Source organism: Thalassotalea crassostreae, from assembly GCF_001831495.1.
GTDB classification, from domain to species: domain Bacteria; phylum Pseudomonadota; class Gammaproteobacteria; order Enterobacterales; family Alteromonadaceae; genus Thalassotalea_A; species Thalassotalea_A crassostreae.
In genome coordinates this window covers 3,099,805-3,118,452 of record NZ_CP017689.1, presented here as the reverse complement: position 1 = coordinate 3,118,452, position 18,648 = coordinate 3,099,805, and the positions used below count along the sequence as shown (strand labels likewise).

At 37.1% G+C, this 18,648-nt stretch carries 26 protein-coding genes and 1 tRNA gene; 17 read left to right on the top strand and 10 right to left on the bottom strand.

The features are described 5' to 3' along the window. Positions 1-203: 203 nt before the first annotated feature. The 6 genes from LT090_RS13495 (at position 204) to LT090_RS13470 (ending at position 4,096) form a co-directional block, all read left to right on the top strand. On the top strand, positions 204-1,760 hold the full coding sequence (locus LT090_RS13495; RefSeq protein WP_068545945.1) for a SulP family inorganic anion transporter: 1,557 nt from the start codon (positions 204-206) through the stop codon (positions 1,758-1,760). 173 nt (positions 1,761-1,933) lie between these two features. Further along, on the top strand, positions 1,934-2,254 hold the full coding sequence (locus LT090_RS13490) for a DUF1289 domain-containing protein (RefSeq protein ID WP_068545946.1): 321 nt from the start codon (positions 1,934-1,936) through the stop codon (positions 2,252-2,254). A gap of 142 nt (positions 2,255-2,396) precedes the next feature. After that, positions 2,397-2,472: transfer RNA gene (locus LT090_RS13485), tRNA-Phe, on the top strand. 378 nt (positions 2,473-2,850) lie between these two features. Beyond that, positions 2,851-3,210 (top strand): hypothetical protein, encoded by a 360-nt coding sequence (locus LT090_RS13480; RefSeq protein ID WP_068545947.1) that lies wholly within the window; start codon positions 2,851-2,853, stop codon positions 3,208-3,210. Positions 3,211-3,246: 36 nt separating this feature from the next. Continuing rightward, positions 3,247-3,579 carry a hypothetical protein gene (locus LT090_RS13475; protein WP_082897123.1) on the top strand — a complete coding sequence of 111 codons (333 nt, stop codon included), beginning with the start codon at positions 3,247-3,249 and terminating at the stop codon, positions 3,577-3,579. Positions 3,580-3,661: 82 nt separating this feature from the next. Beyond that, complete coding sequence (locus tag LT090_RS13470; protein ID WP_068545948.1) at positions 3,662-4,096, top strand: hypothetical protein; 435 nt, start codon at positions 3,662-3,664, stop codon at positions 4,094-4,096. A 569-nt stretch (positions 4,097-4,665) separates the two neighbouring features. On the opposite strand, the gene LT090_RS13465 is transcribed toward LT090_RS13470, so the two are convergent. Beyond that, entirely contained in the window at positions 4,666-4,884 is a 219-nt protein-coding gene (locus LT090_RS13465; protein ID WP_068545949.1) for an EF-hand domain-containing protein, read from the bottom strand. Between the two features lie 197 nt (positions 4,885-5,081). Here LT090_RS13465 and LT090_RS13460 point away from each other — a divergent pair, with 197 nt between their 5' ends. The 6 genes from LT090_RS13460 (at position 5,082) to LT090_RS13435 (ending at position 9,333) form a co-directional block, all read left to right on the top strand. Continuing rightward, positions 5,082-7,121, top strand: a complete 2,040-nt coding sequence (locus LT090_RS13460) for a GGDEF domain-containing protein (protein ID WP_068545950.1) — start codon at positions 5,082-5,084, stop codon at positions 7,119-7,121. 97 nt (positions 7,122-7,218) lie between these two features. Beyond that, the gene (locus LT090_RS13455) at positions 7,219-7,569 is read left to right on the top strand and encodes a DUF6249 domain-containing protein (RefSeq protein ID WP_068545951.1); all 351 of its coding nucleotides are present in this window, start codon (positions 7,219-7,221) and stop codon (positions 7,567-7,569) included. 11 nt (positions 7,570-7,580) lie between these two features. Continuing rightward, positions 7,581-8,099: an RNA polymerase sigma factor gene (locus LT090_RS13450; protein WP_068545952.1), complete on the top strand. Its 519-nt coding sequence runs from the start codon at positions 7,581-7,583 to the stop codon at positions 8,097-8,099. Further along, positions 8,099-8,425, top strand: a complete 327-nt coding sequence (locus tag LT090_RS13445) for a hypothetical protein (RefSeq protein WP_068545953.1) — start codon at positions 8,099-8,101, stop codon at positions 8,423-8,425. Before LT090_RS13450 ends, LT090_RS13445 begins: the two co-directional genes overlap by 1 nt. A 106-nt stretch (positions 8,426-8,531) precedes the next feature. Beyond that, positions 8,532-8,921 carry a hypothetical protein gene (locus tag LT090_RS13440; protein ID WP_068545954.1) on the top strand — a complete coding sequence of 130 codons (390 nt, stop codon included), beginning with the start codon at positions 8,532-8,534 and terminating at the stop codon, positions 8,919-8,921. Next, the gene (locus LT090_RS13435; protein ID WP_068545955.1) at positions 8,914-9,333 is read left to right on the top strand and encodes a hypothetical protein; all 420 of its coding nucleotides are present in this window, start codon (positions 8,914-8,916) and stop codon (positions 9,331-9,333) included. The genes LT090_RS13440 and LT090_RS13435 overlap by 8 nt, the downstream gene beginning before the upstream one ends. A 125-nt stretch (positions 9,334-9,458) precedes the next feature. On the opposite strand, the gene LT090_RS13430 is transcribed toward LT090_RS13435, so the two are convergent. Both LT090_RS13430 and LT090_RS13425 read right to left on the bottom strand, forming a co-directional pair. After that, complete coding sequence (locus LT090_RS13430; RefSeq protein WP_068545956.1) at positions 9,459-10,400, bottom strand: dihydroorotate oxidase; 942 nt, start codon at positions 10,398-10,400, stop codon at positions 9,459-9,461. A gap of 139 nt (positions 10,401-10,539) precedes the next feature. After that, positions 10,540-10,890 carry a DUF2750 domain-containing protein gene (locus tag LT090_RS13425; protein ID WP_068545957.1) on the bottom strand — a complete coding sequence of 117 codons (351 nt, stop codon included), beginning with the start codon at positions 10,888-10,890 and terminating at the stop codon, positions 10,540-10,542. A gap of 173 nt (positions 10,891-11,063) precedes the next feature. On the opposite strand from LT090_RS13425, the gene LT090_RS13420 reads away from it, so the two are divergent. The 3 genes from LT090_RS13420 (at position 11,064) to LT090_RS13410 (ending at position 12,918) form a co-directional block, all read left to right on the top strand. Continuing rightward, on the top strand, positions 11,064-11,390 hold the full coding sequence (locus LT090_RS13420; protein ID WP_068545958.1) for a hypothetical protein: 327 nt from the start codon (positions 11,064-11,066) through the stop codon (positions 11,388-11,390). A 48-nt stretch (positions 11,391-11,438) separates the two neighbouring features. Then, positions 11,439-11,930, top strand: a complete 492-nt coding sequence (locus LT090_RS13415) for an LURP-one-related/scramblase family protein (RefSeq protein ID WP_068545959.1) — start codon at positions 11,439-11,441, stop codon at positions 11,928-11,930. 139 nt (positions 11,931-12,069) lie between these two features. Further along, on the top strand, positions 12,070-12,918 hold the full coding sequence (locus LT090_RS13410; protein WP_068545960.1) for a tetratricopeptide repeat protein: 849 nt from the start codon (positions 12,070-12,072) through the stop codon (positions 12,916-12,918). A gap of 43 nt (positions 12,919-12,961) precedes the next feature. On the opposite strand, the gene msrA is transcribed toward LT090_RS13410, so the two are convergent. Then, positions 12,962-13,501: a peptide-methionine (S)-S-oxide reductase MsrA gene (gene msrA / locus LT090_RS13405; protein ID WP_068545961.1), complete on the bottom strand. Its 540-nt coding sequence runs from the start codon at positions 13,499-13,501 to the stop codon at positions 12,962-12,964. Positions 13,502-13,595: 94 nt separating this feature from the next. Between msrA and LT090_RS13400 the strand changes: the two genes are divergently transcribed. Both LT090_RS13400 and rmf read left to right on the top strand, forming a co-directional pair. Further along, entirely contained in the window at positions 13,596-13,814 is a 219-nt protein-coding gene (locus LT090_RS13400) for a DUF3820 family protein (RefSeq protein ID WP_068545962.1), read from the top strand. Between the two features lie 405 nt (positions 13,815-14,219). After that, positions 14,220-14,393 (top strand): ribosome modulation factor, encoded by a 174-nt coding sequence (gene rmf / locus LT090_RS13395; protein ID WP_068545963.1) that lies wholly within the window; start codon positions 14,220-14,222, stop codon positions 14,391-14,393. 121 nt (positions 14,394-14,514) lie between these two features. Here rmf and LT090_RS13390 read toward each other — a convergent pair whose 3' ends face one another. Genes LT090_RS13390 through moaD form a run of 6 tightly spaced genes read right to left on the bottom strand, consistent with a single transcriptional unit; the run spans position 14,515 to position 18,642 of the window. Next, positions 14,515-15,264 (bottom strand): HesA/MoeB/ThiF family protein, encoded by a 750-nt coding sequence (locus LT090_RS13390; protein WP_068545964.1) that lies wholly within the window; start codon positions 15,262-15,264, stop codon positions 14,515-14,517. 37 nt (positions 15,265-15,301) lie between these two features. Next, entirely contained in the window at positions 15,302-16,387 is a 1,086-nt protein-coding gene (gene modC / locus LT090_RS13385; RefSeq protein WP_068545965.1) for a molybdenum ABC transporter ATP-binding protein, read from the bottom strand. Beyond that, the gene (gene modB, locus LT090_RS13380) at positions 16,387-17,079 is read right to left on the bottom strand and encodes a molybdate ABC transporter permease subunit (protein WP_068545966.1); all 693 of its coding nucleotides are present in this window, start codon (positions 17,077-17,079) and stop codon (positions 16,387-16,389) included. Before modB ends, modC begins: the two co-directional genes overlap by 1 nt. Next, entirely contained in the window at positions 17,066-17,944 is an 879-nt protein-coding gene (modA, locus tag LT090_RS13375) for a molybdate ABC transporter substrate-binding protein (protein ID WP_068545967.1), read from the bottom strand. Before modA ends, modB begins: the two co-directional genes overlap by 14 nt. Further along, the gene (gene moaE, locus LT090_RS13370; RefSeq protein WP_068545968.1) at positions 17,938-18,390 is read right to left on the bottom strand and encodes a molybdopterin synthase catalytic subunit MoaE; all 453 of its coding nucleotides are present in this window, start codon (positions 18,388-18,390) and stop codon (positions 17,938-17,940) included. The genes modA and moaE overlap by 7 nt, the downstream gene beginning before the upstream one ends. 3 nt (positions 18,391-18,393) lie before the next feature. Continuing rightward, the gene (moaD, locus tag LT090_RS13365; protein WP_068545969.1) at positions 18,394-18,642 is read right to left on the bottom strand and encodes a molybdopterin converting factor subunit 1; all 249 of its coding nucleotides are present in this window, start codon (positions 18,640-18,642) and stop codon (positions 18,394-18,396) included. Between the last annotated feature and the right edge of the window lie 6 nt (positions 18,643-18,648).

Below are 18,648 nucleotides of genomic sequence, written 5' to 3'. Positions count from 1 at the left end.
CCCTCGGCTTAATTCGTCATCGAAACTTGGCTAAATGTAGAGTTTCGTTGACAAAATAGACATTTATCTTTAACATTCGCCCCCTCATTTTTTGTCACTGGTGAATTGCCATTAATACGGTTTCAGTCTCTGGTGATGCAAATATTTTTTAAGGTATTCTTTGAGCCTTAATACAACCTTTATCACAAACGTGAGTTAAATAGATGTTCGAATTACACGCAAGTAAAGTAACTAGCCTAAAGAATGATGTTCTTTCTGGTTTAACTGTTGCATTAGCTTTAGTGCCTGAAGCGGTAGCATTTGCCTTTGTTGCAGGTGTTGACCCACTCGTTGGTTTATATGCAGCCTTCATGGTTGGTTTAATTACATCTGCATTTGGTGGCCGCCCTGGAATGATTTCTGGTGCAACCGGTGCAATGGCAGTTGTAATGGTGGCTTTAGTTGCTTCCCATGGTGTGCAATATTTGTTTGCCGCGGTGCTCTTAACCGGCTTGATACAAGTACTCGCCGGTATATTTAAACTGGGTAAGTTTATCCGTTTAGTACCACATCCAGTAATGCTTGGTTTTGTTAATGGCTTAGCGATTGTAATTTTCCTTGCTCAGCTTGGTCAGTTTAAAGTATTAAACTCTGAAGGCGAGCTTGAATGGATGACTGGCAGTGCAATGTATACGATGGCTGGTTTGATTATCTTAACCATGGCAATCATTCATTTCTTACCTAAATTAACCAAAGCGGTGCCATCATCGCTTGTGGCGATCATTACCGTTACGTTAATTGTAATGTTTATGGACTTAGACGCTCGTACGGTAATCGATTACGTGCGTGATATGACTGGTGATGCATCACGCACATTAGAAGGTGGCTTACCAACGTTTAACATTCCACAAGTACCATTTAACTTAGATACATTAATGGTTATTTTACCGTACGCTTTAGTACTAGCTGCGATTGGTTTAATTGAATCATTACTAACGTTAAGTCTTATTGATGAGCTTACAGAGACTCATGGCCAAGCAAACCGTGAGTGTGTCGCACAAGGTGCAGCCAACACAGTTAACGGTTTCTTTGGTGGTATGGGTGGTTGTGCGATGATTGGACAATCAATGATTAACGTTAACTCTGGTGGTCGCGGCCGTGCGTCTGGTATTACTGCCGCATTAGCATTACTTGGTTTTATCTTATTCGCCTCAGGTTTAATTGAAATCATCCCATTAGCAGCGCTTGTTGGTGTTATGTTTATCGTTGTTATTGGTACCTTCGAATGGTCAAGTTTACGTATCTTTAGAAAGATACCGAAAGCGGATGCGTTCGTTATTGTATTAGTTTCAGGCGTTACCGTTATTTCTGATTTAGCGGTTGCTGTAATCGTGGGTGTTATTGTTTCGGCATTAGTATTTGCTTGGCAGCATGCAAAACACGTTATTGTTACCCGCTCAACCGATGAGAATGGTTGGACTGTATACGAAGTTAACGGCCCATTATTCTTTGGCGCAGTCAGCAGCTTCTTAGAGCAATTCGATATGAACGGTGATAGCAAAGATGTTGTTGTTGAATTCAAGAATTCTCGAGTAGTAGATCACTCGGCTATCGAAGCAATTGATACGCTAGCAGAACGTTATAAGAGTCGCGGCAAGAAATTACACTTACGCCACTTATCACCAGATTGTCAGGTGTTATTAACCAAGGCAGGCGATTTGGTTGAAGTAAATTATTATGAAGATCCACAATACCATGTTGCATCAGATAAATTAGATTAAAATTCCAATTTCATCAATTAGGTATAGTTATCTATAATTAAAGAGGGCTAGTAAGCCCTCTTTTTGTTTTTAGTTACGCTCTGAACATTTTTACTTGATTAGAATTTAATGGTATAAGAATTGACTTCAATGTATTTTATTATAAGTACAATGTTCTACAGACTAAGGTAGTGATGCAAGACTTTCAGCTTGATTTTTTTGATGTTCCAAGCCCATGCAGAGGGGTGTGCAAATCTGACAATCGTGGTTATTGTCAGGGATGTTTTCGTACCCGCGATGAGCGCTTTAATTGGAAAGAACTCAATAATCAAGAAAAGCAAAAAGTCATCAAGCTCTGTCTGCAAAGAGAAAAGCGTAAGCTTGCACAACCCAAACCAAAGAAGGAAGAACTGGATATTAAAGCAATACAACCATCATTGCTTGATCCAAAGCCAGCAGATCAAATTATAGATACTGATCTATGTCATACAGATTTTGACGACTTTGAGTTGTAATTGCAGTTAATTCAAGCAATCTAAGCTAAATAAAAGACTAATTGTCGCTTTAATAAGCAGGTGTGTTTTTTATACTATATTTTGCTTGCGTCGCTAGTTAATGCACTATATTATTACGCCACTTCAACGAATTTCGTTGTAAGCCTCGATAGCTCAGTCGGTAGAGCAGGGGATTGAAAATCCCCGTGTCCCTGGTTCGATTCCGGGTCGAGGCACCATATTTCGAAAGCCCGCTATTAATAGCGGGCTTTTTTGTGCCTCCCCCTCCATCGAACAAGTTCGATGAATGAAAACCATCCTTGGTTTTCACCCTTCGAGTCGCTGCGCGCTTCAATTTTTTTCCTGAAAAAATTGTTCGGGTCGAGGCACCATATTATGAAAGCCTGTAGTTATTAAAGTAGCTACAGGCTTTTTGCTTTCTAGATAATTAAATGCCCCTCCATCGAACAAGTTCGATGAATGAAAACCCTCCTGACTTTATACTCTTGCAACACTACTGCCGTAAATTAGCGTAAATTTGACCCTAACCACTTGAAAAGGTTAAGGTCTATATAAGCCCTAACTTGACGATAAACTTGCAAGGAAGAACGTACTAAATGAAGCACCGGTTGCATAGGATTTTTACTTTATCACTTGGTATTGTTGTTACCTATTTGGCCGTCGATAAATATACCAGTTATAGCTCTTTGCATAATGAATGGACTGTATTTTATCCAGATGAAGATAGGGTCTTTGTAGAATCTAGAGTTAACTTATTTAAGTTAAGAAAATTAATTGCTGAAGAAGATGTCACTTTAAAAGAAGCTGCATTCAAATTAATGTCTGATAATATCGTTAGTTTTCCTGATGAGCTTAAGAATTGTTATTTAGATAAGACTTTAGGGAACCTAGAATATGGAATACTTGCTCAGGTGTATTGTGATGGATTACCTACAACCAATAATAATGAGTCATAAACAGACTTCGAAAATTGTTTGTAGTAGGTTTATCTTATGAGCATGACTCGAATTGAAGCACTTATTCAAATCATACAGTTTGGTCCAAACCGTGATACCGCATACATGGAACTGTTGAAACTTGGTTATGACAGTGATGTAGAATTATATGAGGTAACCAAATCGGATTTAGCCACAGTGTTAAAACTGTACCTTTGTGAAAAGTTATCCAATGATGAACTCGAAGAATGGGCTAACTTCATAGAGTGTAGAGATGACTTGAATTATGAAGCTATCGAAGGATATATTTATGCTCTTGCAAATCCATATTTAGATGATGAAATAACCATCGCTAAAGCAGCTAAAATGTTAGACCTGTTGGACGCTTAGCTTATCTGAAGTTTTGACCCAATTGATAAAGTAAATTAAGGTCTATAAAGAGCGATTAAGGGACATAAACAATAATAAGAATATGAAAGTAAATGATTTTGTCGACCATGTAAAAAGCTACCTAGCATACTTGTTTTTTGGAGGCGTTTTCTTGTTTTTGACGGCACCAGATTTGTACAACCTATATAATAAAGGGGCTATCTATACTGGTACGGTTATTGAGGTCAAAAAAGTCGCTCCAGTCCGAAAGAAAATATCCCAAAGAGGATGGAGAGAAGTTTCTGTTGTTGATGTAGGAGGTAAGTATCCTATACACCTGAACGGTAAACTTGATATTGGAAAAGAATACACTTTCAGGTTATATGGTAATTACCCAAACCGAACGCAATCAATATATGCAGTCAGCCATGCTTTACGGCTAATTGAATTTCACGTCTTAATATCTATTGTATTACTTCTTAAAGGGATAAGCGGAATCTATAAGGCTAGAAAAAAGTTCAACAGAGTTATTACATAACAAGTCTATCAACGGCAGTTAATGGCACAAAAGCGACATTCGATCCGCCCCGTAATAGATGTAGGACGCTGCCCAAAGTATAGTGTGGTCTCGGTGCTTTGTTGTTAATGCGTTTATTGTTTACTTATAGGAGAATTTTGCCTAAATTAAATGTATTAGGTTTATTTAATAAGGTTCTAGTTTGCGGTCTACGCTTATTGTCTTTGGTTTATTTCTGTTGGCGCTAGCTGGCGGGTACTTTGCTATCTTTCACCCTGTATTTATTTTGCTAGCTACGCCTTTTTGTTATCAGGTTTATTATCTTGTTTTGAATTTGGTATCGCGCTTACTCGTTCGCAAAACATTAATAGTTCCGATACCAGGATTATCTAAACAAAGCCATAATTTTACTGATTGGATTTTTTTATTGGTGTTGATTGTACTGGGTGTTTACACGTGGGCAGCACTTGCCGAAACAGCAAATTGCTTAGCGGGAAGAGGATATTTTTATACATGGTACTATTTTTGTAATACTTAAATGCCAGTTTCTAAGTGGCTGGCATTAAAAATAATTACGTCGAGATTTGCAGTTAAAGAGCTAGCTCTATCATCATTTCAGTCAGTTCTTCTTTAGAAATACCATTGTCATGATTTTTATCAAATTGATGAAAAATACTTTCACACATTTTTATTCCGCGTTCGCGTAACAAACAATCGATTAATTCAACAAATTCACTGCGATTTAGTACACCGTCTTTGTTTTCATCAAATATCTCAAATAGCTCATCTACCCATTCTTTAAGTTGCATTTTTCTATCCTTAAATAATTAATTTTCGACTCAATATGATGTCAGCTTAATATGTCAGTTTGATGAAAGGAAGCGATTTAATGTAACCAGAGTTTTTTTGCCGTTTATTTCAACAAAACTCGGATTTTAGCCAAGGCTTAATATTCGATCAACATGGTGATAGACTGAAGTTTAAATATAAGAAAAATAAGCGCTTTATGACATTTAATATCGCTAAAAAGTATACTGAGCAATTAAAAGCACTGTTTGTTGTGCTGTTGCTTTCTACATTAGGGTATTTACTGAATTTATACCCAATTCCGTTATTTTCAGAGATGCATCTGATTATAGGTAACTTCGCGTTTGTAATTGTTGCAATGCGATTTGGCGTATTGTACTCGTTATTGTCGGCAATGATTATTGCCTCTTCTTTTGTTATTTCATTTGGTCATCCATTTGGCTATATCCTTTACGGTGCAGAAGCTGTTTTTATCGCTTTATTGCGTCAGCGTGGTTGGTATGTATTGTATGCAGATATGATTTTTTGGGTACTTATCGGCATGCCGATCACTGCTTTAGTCGTGTACTTTATGGTTGACTCGCATCAGCTATATACCTTGGCCATCATTAAACAGGCAATAAATGGCTTACTTTATTCTTGTTTTGCTGGAATGATTCTTTATTTTTTCCCTAAAACATTTGCCTTTAAGTTTCGCCAACAACCTAGATTTTTGCGTCCGTTTAAGGTGCAATTGGTTTACGCTACTTCATTGATCATTTTGTTTTCAGTTATGACGATAACGTTGTTGCTTGGAAGAAGTCTAATTAACAATCAACAGTTGCAAATAGAGCATACGATTGTTGAACAAAACCAATATATAACTCAGGCAATAGAGCAATACACAAGCACATACAAAAAAGCGCTGAGTAATGCTGCGGAAACGATTTCTTTGCTTGAAGATAAAAACGATGTAGAGCAAGTAATACTAACTTATAAAGAAAACTATAAGGATTTTTACCAAATTTGGATTAGCTCGCCGGAAACTGATTATAGAAAAGGGACTGTTGTCATCGCTGATGGCTCTTCAACGGTTACATTAACAGTGCCATTAACAGGGAAACTCGCTCAACCGCAATTATTACAAGCTAATATTAAACTTGACTCTTTGTTACGCTTTATTCCTCATAATAATTGGCAAAATATCGAAGCAGTGATTTTAAACGCAGGGCAGGTTGTTATTGCAACTCCTAGCTTAGAGTTGGAATTGAATAATGATTTACGTATTGTCAACAATCCCGACTTAAACCATTTAGTTCGTTTGGGTCAAAACGACAGAATGAATGAACAAAAATATTACTATGAAAAAAGTAAGCTCAGCAATGACTGGGATTTATATGTGCTGCTTAACGCTGATGAAGCAACCGAGATATTGGAACAGGAGTATATATATTTATTTGCAATGCTGGGCTTGGCATTTTTAATTACCATAGCCTTAACAGAGCGTGTTGGTTTGCAAATCACTAAACCATTGCGCTTTATTTTGAAACAACTGGATCGCTCTGAAGGTGATCGTAAGTTTAATTTTCCACCATTATACGAAAATTCAGCTACTGAGATTTCAGCTCTATACGAACAACTTCAACAACGAAAAAATGAGTTAAACAAATATTATGTGAACCTAGAATCTGAAGTTGCTACACGCACCGAAGAGTTAAAGCTGGCTAATGAAAAATTAACCAAGTTGGCGCAAAAAGACAAACTCACCGGTTTGTATAATCGCCATTATTTTGATGAACAATTTAAGCTTTTTCAAAAATTGGCGTTTAGAAATAACAGTAATTTGGCAGTGGTTTTACTAGACTTAGACCACTTTAAAGAAGTGAATGACACATACGGTCATTTAACAGGAGATAGATGTTTAAAGGTTTTTAGTCGTACATTAAGGCGAGAATTTTCTCGTTCTACCGATTTAATCGCTCGATTTGGCGGTGAAGAATTTATAATTCTAATCCATGATATTTCGGAGACCAATTTAGCTCACAAACTCGAAAAGCTAAGACAAAATATTGAGCAACTAAGCTTCAATAGTGAAAATAAAGAGACCTATAAAATTACTGTTAGTATGGGAGTATTGCATAGTTGCGCGTCATATAGTGGCGATGTAAATGATTGGATTAAAGTTGCCGATGACTGTTTATATATCGCTAAAAACTCGGGACGCAACAAAGTTGAAATGCAAATATTAGATAAAAGTTAAAATTTATTTTTATTTACTGCATCTAAAATTGGTTTAGAGGCGCTCTTACATAATGAAAGCAAAAAATTATTAATCAATATTATTTAAGGAATTTATTATGGATGGCGAAATGATCCCAATTGTTATGTTTATTATGATCGGATTTGTAGGTTTTGCGTACCTTCACTTTTCAAATAAGAACAAAGCAGAATTACAACGTACAATTCAATTGGCTATTGAAAAAGGCCAATCAATTAACCCGGAAACTATTGAGCAATTAATGCTGTCACAACGTCCTGTACGTAATGACTTTCCAAAAGCGGTTATCTTTACTGGTTTAGCAATTGCTGTTGCCTTATACGCTTGGATTGCGCACGATAGCGACCCTGATTTAATGGGCTTATCGGTTTTCCCATTAGTGATTGGCATTGGCTACTTTATTGTTCATAAATATAACCCAGTAAAATAGTCAGACTATTTATGCTAAACAAGCTAATCTCAGCGTTTAAACAAAACCCTGACAGCAAAGGCTTTAATGACATCGTTAAAGCCTGTCAGTCAGATTTACGGGGCTATTGCCGTCGTCTAACCGCCGGTGACTACGCTTTAGCTGATGATGTTGCGCAAGAGAGTTTAATAACTGCCTATCAGCAACTAGGTAAGCTTGAGAATATTGATGCTTTTAAAGGCTGGTTATATCGCATCGCTTATCGCAACTTTTTAAAACAAATTTCAAAAGTAAAAGAACTTGGCGAAGACCATATTGTCGAATTACAAACCGTTCAAGCTGATGATAATGAAGAGTTCATTATTCAATTAATGGCTTTTTTAAATGAACAACAGCGAGCCGTGCTATCTTTGCATATCACCTTAGGCTATAACCATGAAGAGATTTCAAATATATTGAATATGCCAATCGGCACGGTTAAATCTCATTGCAAACGTGGTAAAGATAAATTGATTGGTATTGGTCAAAAATTACAGTTAGGAGCAGCGTAATGTGTCCTTTTGATGAACAACAATTAGATCAGATGTTGGCAAAATCAATGCCGAAACTTTCGGCTGAAGAGTTTACCCAACACACCGTTGAGCGTTTGAATAAGATTGACGCTTGGCGCAAGAAAGTTTTACAAACAACGATAGTATTAGCGACATTAGTCTTGGCTTTCTTTATTCCAGGTAAGGAAGTTGTGCTTGAGCTGTTTAGTTTTAATGTGTTTGATATTTACGAAATTAATTTCAATCAAGTAAACAGCGTAATGCTTATTATCAGTCAGTTGATGTTAGCAGCAATGTTGGTATTTATTTTTAAAGATGAAATATAAAAGCCAATCATAATTCATCACTTTTTATCTTGTTAAAGCCCGCTTCTGTCGGGCTTTTTGTCATTTATTTATTGTGTAATGAACTCATAACTTTTGGAGACTTGTTATGACTTTACCCAATCAAAATAATAAACCATTTCCTAAATCTACAATATCGACCACATTGTGTTGGCTGTTATATCTGTGTTGCGGTAGTTTTTTGGTCAATTCATTTGTCGCTAATGCCGGCATATTGTTTGAGCAAGCACCGATTAAAGCAATCGAATATCAAAGCCTTGAAAAGCATGAAGGTATATTGGATACGCCGCAATTGACCGAAACAAATTATCAATCAACTGCGCTTTCACGTGCGTTTAATAGTGAACAAGTGAAGGTCGGTATTGTTGCATTGTTAATACTTGGCTTATGGGGGCTTGCCATCCATACGAGAAAGCAATATCAGCAACTTATCCAAACCGAAGCTGATGCTAACAAGAAGGATAATAGAGATGGTTAATATCGTTAAGAATACTAAGTTGGATTACATACCCATCGTTGACATTCGTAATTATAACGACACGTTCAAAGTTGAAAAGCGAGTCATGGGAGTATTAAAAAGAACACATTTTGTCGCTATTTTGTTGGTATTAAGCGTAATACTCATAGGAGGCAGTATTGGTGCTTATCTTTATTATAAACACAGTGGTAGCGTTAGTATTGCTGATAAAGAAAAACCGATCATGTGGTCAGGTAATGAGAAAAAGCTACCTGTTGAATATCAGAGTAAAGCTTTTGAACTTGCGAGCAATAGCGAACAACCTATTTTACTTTTAGAAACGGTTACTTCGCTAAATACCAAAAAACTTTCTTCGACAAAACAAATTGACCAATCTAAGCAATATTTAGCGAAACAAAATTATACATTCTGAAAATTCATATTGTTAAGGTATATGCCTTTTAAGACTTATATCTGTTTTGAGAAAACACTAACAAAAAATGCGCTAGTAAAGGTGATAATCTATACCTGCGCATAATTATTGATTAGAAAAGTCGACTAAATTGTTTGTAATTTTCCTTTCACTTCATTGATGTCTTTGTAGCCTTTACTGGCAAGTATTGTACTTAATTCGTTATTAAGGCGAGTAAAGCATTCGCTACCTTGTTCTTGATAACAGGTAGCTACTTGCACCGCATCAGCACCAGCTAATAAATACTCGAAAGCATCGATACCTGTGTATACGCCGCCGACACCAAAAATACAAATTTCTTTCGGCAACAGAGATCTAAAGGTTCGCACATTGGCTAAACCAATAGGCTTGATATAACTACCACATAAGCCACCTAATCCTGAGTTTGGCTTAATAATTGTTGATTCTGTATCGGCATCAATGACTAAGGTATTACCAATTGAATTTATTGAACTAATGAACTTTATTGGGAATTTTTTCAATATATTGGCCACTGTTTCAAAGTGATTCATATCAAAATAGGCGGGCAGTTTAATACCAAGCGGCTTATCGCCTAATTTGGTGATCGCCGCTAATGCTTTTTCTGTTTGTTCAAAATCATAGCCTAACTGCGGTTTACCCGGCACGTTTGGACATGAAAAATTCACCTCTAATAAGTCTGCTTCAGATTGCTGAAATTTACTTACCATTTCTACGTTATCACTGATGCTCAATCCTGAAATACTGACGATTACCGGTTTGTTGTATTGTTTAAGTCGAGGCAGCATATCTAAATAGGCTTGATAGCCTAAGTTGGGTAATCCCATAGATTGAACTGAACCATGCTCTAATGTTTGATATCTTGGCTCAGGATTACCAGAACGCGGTAACAAGGTGCATGATTTAGTCATGATTGCAGCAGAATCTGATTGTGCTAAATTGATCAGTTCGTCTTCAGTTGTGCAGCGTGGTCCAGAAGCATTGATTATATAGTTACTCAAATTGACTTCGGCGATTGTAGAGGATGTGTTTATTTGTTGTAGAGTCATTTTGCCGCCTAATTTGAAATTTAAAAATAAATTAATTTATTTTATCGTCATTAGGGCGGCAAAACCGTTTCGAATCGTTATTTTGAGGTAACTATTTGTTTAGCGAGAAATCGTAATACTTTAATTTTTAAATCTTTAATTACAAGGCTTTAACTAATAGTTTTGCGTATTCAATGGCATCCATTTCAACGCCATCTTGATCTAATTGCCAGTCGATACCAATAAGCACACCATCACTATGAAAATCAGAAATCCACTCTTCTAAAAGATCATCTAATTGAATGCTTGCGACTTTGTACTCTTGCCATTCATCAATACAAAATGCTTGTGCATCTTGCTTATTTGCCCAAAGCGGAAAAACATCGGCTTCTTCAAAATCGGCTGAATCACATACTACCCATTCACCGTCAGAATTTTGTAACGCATAGAGTGTTTCTTCTTCATTAATCGTGTCGATATACGAAGCGTATTGTTGTGCTAAATTAGACATAAAATTTCCTAAATGGGGTATTCAATAATAATGCTGATACTATAGTTTGTTCTTGTCTATTTTGCATTAACTACTGGTTAAATCCTTGATACAAAATCACAAATTTACTTGTTGAAGAAGAAATTGTTGCTAGAGTTAGTTATATAGAGATTTAGATTAATGAGTGCAATTAAATGAGTAAGCAGTTCTTAGTATTCTCAGCGTTTTTGTTAACTACGCAACTCGGCTGTGCAAACGCCACAGCTAATCAGCAAGTGCAGTTAGCGGAGCAAGTCGAGTTGGCTCTTGAGCCATGTTCTCCAGCATGGAATAGCTATGTCGAGGATATCTTGACTTCAGGCGATGACCAAGGTCACGGACCTGATATTGGCTCAGATGAGTGGAAGTCGGTAATAGAATTTAAACTCGATGTTCGTGGTAATAAAGAAGTTCCAAGTCGAAATAGCAAGGCTTGGTGTAGCTATATTGATAATCAAATTAAATCAAAATCTAAACCATAACCCTAAGCATAATCCTAAGCATAACCATAAGAGTAGTTGGAAGATTAAATGCAACGATATAAATTAAAGCAGCGGTTTTTATCTTTAACTGAAAAATTTGAAATAAAAAATGATCATGATGAAATTGTTTATCAAGTAGATGGTAAATTCTTCAGCATTGGCAAAACATTTCATTTGTTTGATCACGTTGGCGAACAACTAGCAACGATTAAACAGAAGCTTTTTACCTTAAGGCCAACATTTCATATCACTTTTACTAATGGCACCAAGGCGAAGGTGGTTAAAACTTTTTTACCTTTGTTTAGTAGCCGTTTTATTCTAACTTCATCGGGCAGAAAAATTACCGTTAGCGGCAATTTTCTGTCACATGAATTTGAATTTAATGAAGGCAATGCTGTAACTGCCACAGTAAGTAAACAGTGGTTTTCATTAACGGATACTTATGGCTTGGAGGTTGCAGACGCTGATTTTAGCGAACTGGCATTGTGTACGTTAATTGTTATTGATGCTATTCATCACGGCAGTGGTGATAATCAGTAATCACTATTATCAATCGCTATCACATTGTATACATAACCTTCATTGGGTCTATTTAATTATAGCTACCCCTTGTTTATTCATCTTTATGCCCATATACCATATACAAGTAAGCAACCTCATACCTTATTCGGAAATTTAAATGTCAGATAATATTATCGCCATTACCCCAGAAAACTTTCAACAAATCATCTTAGAACAATCAAAGACTAAATTAGTATTAGTGGATTTTTGGGCTGAACAAATGAGTGAAAGTGTCGAGTTACGCGATAAGTTGGCACTAAGGTTACAAGGGGCGCAAGATTTCATCATCTTAGCGACTGTTGATTGCATGACACAAAATGCTATAGCTCAACAGTTTGGCATTCAATCATTACCAACAGCGGTTATAGTCAAAGATGGTCAACCAATAGACGGTTTAGCTGGGCCGCAAACCGATCAAGCAATCGATGAATTTCTATCGAAATATTTACCAAAAGCTGAAGACACTTTGTTAGCGCAAGCACAGCAACTCGTTGTTGAAAAACAATTCGCTAACGCATTTCCACTGCTAGAACAGGCGCATCAAATAGATATTGAACGTGCCGATATTAAATTGATGCTGGCAGATGTATATATTGAGCTTGGTAAAGTTGAAAATGCCAAACAACTTTTAGCAACGATATTAATGGTCGATCAAGATTCAAACTATCATTCACTTATGGCTAAAGTTGAACTTGCAGAGCAAGCAAGCAATTCACCTGAAATACAAGCATTAGAGCGACAACTTAGTGAAAATCCCAATGATGTTGAACTGCGCCGTAACCTTGCAGTTCAATATTCACAAGTAAATCGTCAAGAAGAAGCGTTGGCGCTATTTTATCAACTGCTGCTTGAAAACAGTGGTGATAGTGACAGTAAAAAGTTATTGCTAGACGTACTTTCGGCATTGCCAGACGGCGATAAACTGGCGAGTACGTATCGCCGCAAGCTTTTTTCATTGATGTACTAATCTAAGTCAGATCTTAATCCTGTCAATTAATCGTTTCAGTGTGTCAATACTTTAGTAATGCGACATACTTTTCACGTAAAGCTTGAAGTTTTGGTTCAATGATAATTTGGCAATATGGTTGATAAGGATTTTTTTGGTAATAATTTTGGTGATGTTCATCGGCAAGATAAAATCTTTGAACAGCTTCTAAGCTAGTGACTATTTTGTCGGTGAAATACTGCTGAGCGTTTTTTATTGCCTGTTCGGCGAGTTGTTTCTCTTCATTGTTGGCGTAAAAAATCGCTGAGCGATATTGCGTACCTTTGTCATAGCCTTGTTGGTTTAATTGAGTTGGGTTGTGCAATAAGAAGAATACTTCCAATATTTGAAGGTAACTAACAATCTCTGCATCATAAGTGATGACCACGACTTCGGCATGGCCAGTTAAACCACTACAAATTTGCTGGTAGCTTGGGTTATCTACATCTCCACCCATGTAACCGCTAACCACATCGTGTACACCATTTATTTGCCTAAACGGAGCGTCTAAACACCAAAAACAACCTCCAGCGATGACTGCCTGTGCAAGTTTGCTTGAATTCAAAAATATCGCCTCTATAGCTATTAATCGTTAAAACATAGGTTTAGTATAAAACTAAATCGTTCTTTATATATTTAAATATTATTTTTTTGGACTTATGGATCAACAACAACTAATAATTGCAGTAAATCAGGTGATGCCATTTGGTAAATATGCTGGCAGAAAACTCATCTTTTTACCGGAGCCATATTTAGTATGGTTTAACAAAACTGGTTTTCCGAAAGGGAAGCTCGGCGAGCAATTAGCGCTCATCTACGAAGTAAAACTCAATGGTTTAGAAAAAATGCTGTTACCCTTAGTTATAGATGAAAAATAAAAATCGACAGTCAACAAAGCCCCAAAAAGTAGGCTAAAAATTGGAATTTATTTTTAGATTGATAATGAATATATTAATCTAAAAAATAAATCAACTTAAATACCTATATTCCGCAAACAGTAATCTAAATATAAACAAGGGATAATTTTAAGATGATGTTTTTATTACAATAAAAATAGCGGTTCAAACGTTGAGTGTTTTTCGTACAATCATTCACTTTCCTAAGAAAATATATGCATAAAAATATTTCCCTAAGAAAATTGAAAAATTGTGCAACTTAGTTACAAAAAATCATTTGCATCCCTGAGAAAATTGATCTTAAATAAATTGTCGACTTAAGATTTTTCGACCACCTCACATGGTAAGTTTTTGACTTACACATCTAACAATATAGAGGAGTCTTCAATGAAGAGACAAAAACGCGATCGTTTAGGCAGAGCACATTCTAACGGCTATCAAGCTGGTCTTAGTGGAAAACATAAAGAAAATTGTCCGTATCAAAATTTAGACGCAAAGTCAGAGTGGCTTGGTGGTTGGCGAGAAGCCATGGACGCCAGGAACATGGGATTATTTAAATAATTAATTAGTGAATTTGTATAATGAGAACGCCCGATAAATCGGGCGTTTTTTTTGTGATTTTTTAAATGGTCTATCACTGAGGTTGCATATAAAGTGAATAATTATTCACTCACGTTTCTTGCTAATTATTGTTTGAACAAACGCAATTTTGCTTTTTTGTGATATTAAATCGTTGCCATTGCATCGTCATACCGTCAAATATCATCACCTTATTATCGAGTGTCCGTTTAGCGGTTAAATGCTTTATTGCTAGCAGTGCTTGCATACTACCTATGATGCCAAGAACAGGTGCAATTACCCCTGCTGTTGAGCAATTTAAACTTGGTTCGCCTTTAGACTTAGGATAAAAGCATTGGTAACAACTAAAGTTATCGAGGTTTGGATTTACCATCATGACCTGACCTTCCGCTCGAATAGCCGCGCCGCTTATCAATACCGTAGAATGGGCAATACAATAATCATTGAGTAAATAGCGCGTATTTAAGTTATCTGTACAATCTAAGACAACATCGACCATAGGTAAGTAGTAGTCCAAAAATTCAGCATCGACCATATCATCAACGGCTTCAACGTCGATATCACTGTTAAGGCTGGTTAAGTGCGCAGCCATTACTTCAGCTTTACTTTGGTTGATGCTCTGTTCAGTAAATACTACTTGTCGTTGCAGGTTTGATAGCTCTACGTGATCGCCATCGGCAATAATTAGGCGGCCGATCCCTGATGATGCTAAATAGAGACTGGCTGGATTGCCTAAACCACCACAACCGACAATTAACACGGTTGCGTTTTTAAGCATTAACTGTTGTTCTTCACTAAAACCTTTTACCAGCATTTGTCGTGAGTAACGAATTTGTTCTTTATCACTTAACATATTGTTTTATTTAATTATAGTTGATAATGGCTAGGCTTTAGTATGTGCGAATAGCACTCGCTTTAAATTGTAAATATACTGGCTGTTCAAGAGTCAGTCGTAAGCGCTCTACAGAATAACGAGTAATGTTTACCATAAATGTATGGTCGAAAACTTGTACACACACTTGCGCTAAGTTTCTATTTAAACGTCTTATTTCAGTGATCTTGCCCGGCAAAATATTGTTTACCGAGGTATCTTCAGCTTTATTTAGCGAGATACCTATATCGCTGGCTAGGATATAACAGCGGACGTCTTCGTTAATTTTTCGCTGAATAAGGTTAGAAAACAAGCTTAGTTTGTGCTGTTTTTGGCCAACAAATCCAAGTTGCGTTAAGCCAAAATTAACTAACTGTTGTTTTACCTTTAACGTCAATGAGGTTTGCGCGATGTATTCATTGCTAATACTGCTATCTAAATGATTAATAACTTGATGCACGTGACCTTGCTGAATGATGCTACCGTCTTTCATCACAAGCACTTGATCTGCTAATTGTTGGATTTCTGTCACTGAATGACTTACATAAATCATCGGTAGATTTAATCGTTGATGTATCTGTCTTAATATCAGTACCATCTCGCCGCGGGCTTTATTATCTAAAGCACTCAAAGGTTCGTCGAGGAGCAATAAACCTGGCTCTGCAAGCAATGATCTTGCCAGTGCTACTCGCTGCTTTTCACCTGCTGATAAGTCGGTAACTTTGCGATCAAGCAGATGCTCCATCCGTGTGAGTTCAATGACTTCATCGATGGTTAATTTACTTTGAAGGCAACGAGAGCTAGCGAACTCTAAATTGCCTCTAACACCAAGGTGTGGGAATAATCGAGCGTCTTGAAAGACAAAGCCGATATTACGTTTAGCCGGCAGTATAAATTGGCTTTCATCGCTGTCCTGCAATTTATACCCTGCAAGTTCAACTTGACCATTTGCTTTATCGTTTAAACCAGCAATGATGCGTAATAGACTGGTTTTTCCAGAGCCAGAATGGCCTAAAATACCGGTAATACCGTTAAGCTCAATGTTATTTAAACAAGAGAGCTTAAAGCTACCATAATCGAGATGGATATTAAGGTGCAGGTTCATTAGTGCTCTCTCACCTTAATCGCTTTTTCAGACTTAAAATTCATTAAATATATCAGTGCTAACAATAATATTGAACCAACGAGTAAACTGCCAGCAAGATAGTGCGCGGTTTCATAATTCAATGCTTCAACATGGTCGAATAGGGCAATGGATAACACTCTGGTCTCACCAGGGATATTGCCACCGATCATTAAGACCACGCCAAACTCACCCACCGTATGAGCAAAGCCAAGACTTGCTGCGGTGATAAAACTAGCTTTTGTTAATGGCATAGTGATATTAAAGAAGCGGTCTAAGGGCCCGGCGCTGAGCATCGCTCCAGCTTCATTGTATTGATTGCCTAATTGCTCAAAAGCTTTTTGTAGAGGCTGCACAACAAAGGGTAAGGAATAAATAACCGAGCCAATTAAAATACCGGTAAAACTAAACGCCAAAGATGAGCCGAATGCATCTTGGAATAATTTTCCTGGACCATTCATTGGTGAAAACAATAAAAGCAAGTAAAAACCTAATACCGTTGGCGGCAGTACTAATGGTAATGCAACTAATGCTTCAATTAACACCTTGAAACGGCTCTCTAATCGGCTTAAGTACCATGCTAGGGGCGTACCGATAATGAGTAAGATAATGGTGGTAATTGCAGCAAGTTTTAGTGTTGTTGCTAAGGCTAGCCATTCATTATAATTTTCCATTGGCTACGTCCATTGGCGCTTTTTCTTTTTGTTTTTTTAGTTCTTCTCTATCGATACTTTGTTCTGTTGCTCTAGGTATATTAGGTGCTCGTTCATAGCCTTGCGTTGAAATTAGATGTTGTGCCTCATCGGTCAGTAAATAATTAAAAAAGCTCGTCGCTAATTCGATGTTCTCGGCGTTCTTTAATACCACCATTTGCTGTTCTAATGGTTTGTGCAATTTGCTATCAATAACTGTCCCAAAACCATGTTTTGAATCAAGCAGTTGACTGTGAGAAATAAATCCATAGCGAACGGCCCCAGTTAAAATTTGCTGATAGGTCTGATTAATGTTGTTGCCAGTAATGAGTTGGCGATGAAATTTGCTCCATAAATCCATTTTAATCAATGATTGCTTCGCAGCTAGACCATAAGGAGCAATATGTGGAGCAGCTAAAGCGATTCTGCCGTCATAGTGTTTTAAGTTTTCTAAAGAAACTGGTTCTTCCGCAATTGCTGACCAAATTGCAATTTGGCCTATCGCATAGGTATTGCGATAGTTTTCGAGGATCAAACCTTGTTCTTCTAGTAATTGCGGTCGACGTAAATCCGCGGATAAGAAAAGATCAAATGGGGCACCATGGCGAATTTGCTGATAAAGAACACCACTAGATGCTGATGAAATTTGAATTTTATGAGGATGAGTTTTATTAAACTCCGCCGATAAACGTTCAATCGGTTTTGCAAAATTCGATGCAACAGCGACGCGCAATGTTTCTGCTTGAGCCGTTGCACTTATGAGAGTTACAAATAGAATAAAAGCAATATTGATAATATTGCTTTGTTTATTGCCAAAATGAAATGAGAAGGGCGTTACTGCTACCACTTACTAGCCTCTTTATTATCTTTTTCTTTAGCGCTTACCCAACGTTCTCCGTGTTCTGTAAGTTCTTTTTTCCAAAATGGCGCTTGCACTTTCAAATAATCCATAATGAATTCTGCAGCTTGAAACGCATCTTGTCGATGTTTACTGGTAACACCCACAAACACAATTTTTTCACCGAGAGTTAGAGTGCCAAAGCGATGAATAACACTGATGTTGCCTAATTGCCACTTTTCTCGTGCTTGCTCGGTTATCTTGGTTAAACATTTTTCAGTCATCCCAGCATAGTGTTCAAGATGTAAATGTTCTACTTGGCACCCATCATTTTGGTTGCGCACACGGCCAACAAAAGTCACCAATGCGCCATCACTGATGTTTTCTTTTTCTAAGGTATCAACTTCCTTTGCAAAATCAAAGTCTTCAAGTTGAACTTTAATACTGTTAATCATTGTTTAGCCGCCAGTTACTGGAGGAAAGAAGGCGACCGTATCATTGGCTGACAATGGCGCGGTGTCTTCTGCCATATCTTGATTTAATGCGGCAAGTAGGGTGCTGTCTTGAAAAACTTGCTGCCAATCCTTGCCTTTAGTCGCCAACTGTTGCTTTAGGTCAGCGATGGTCTCTATATGTTCACTTTTGATTTCTAACTGTTCGCAATCCAGTTGTTCTCTAATGGCAGCGAAAAATAATACATTAATCATACCTGC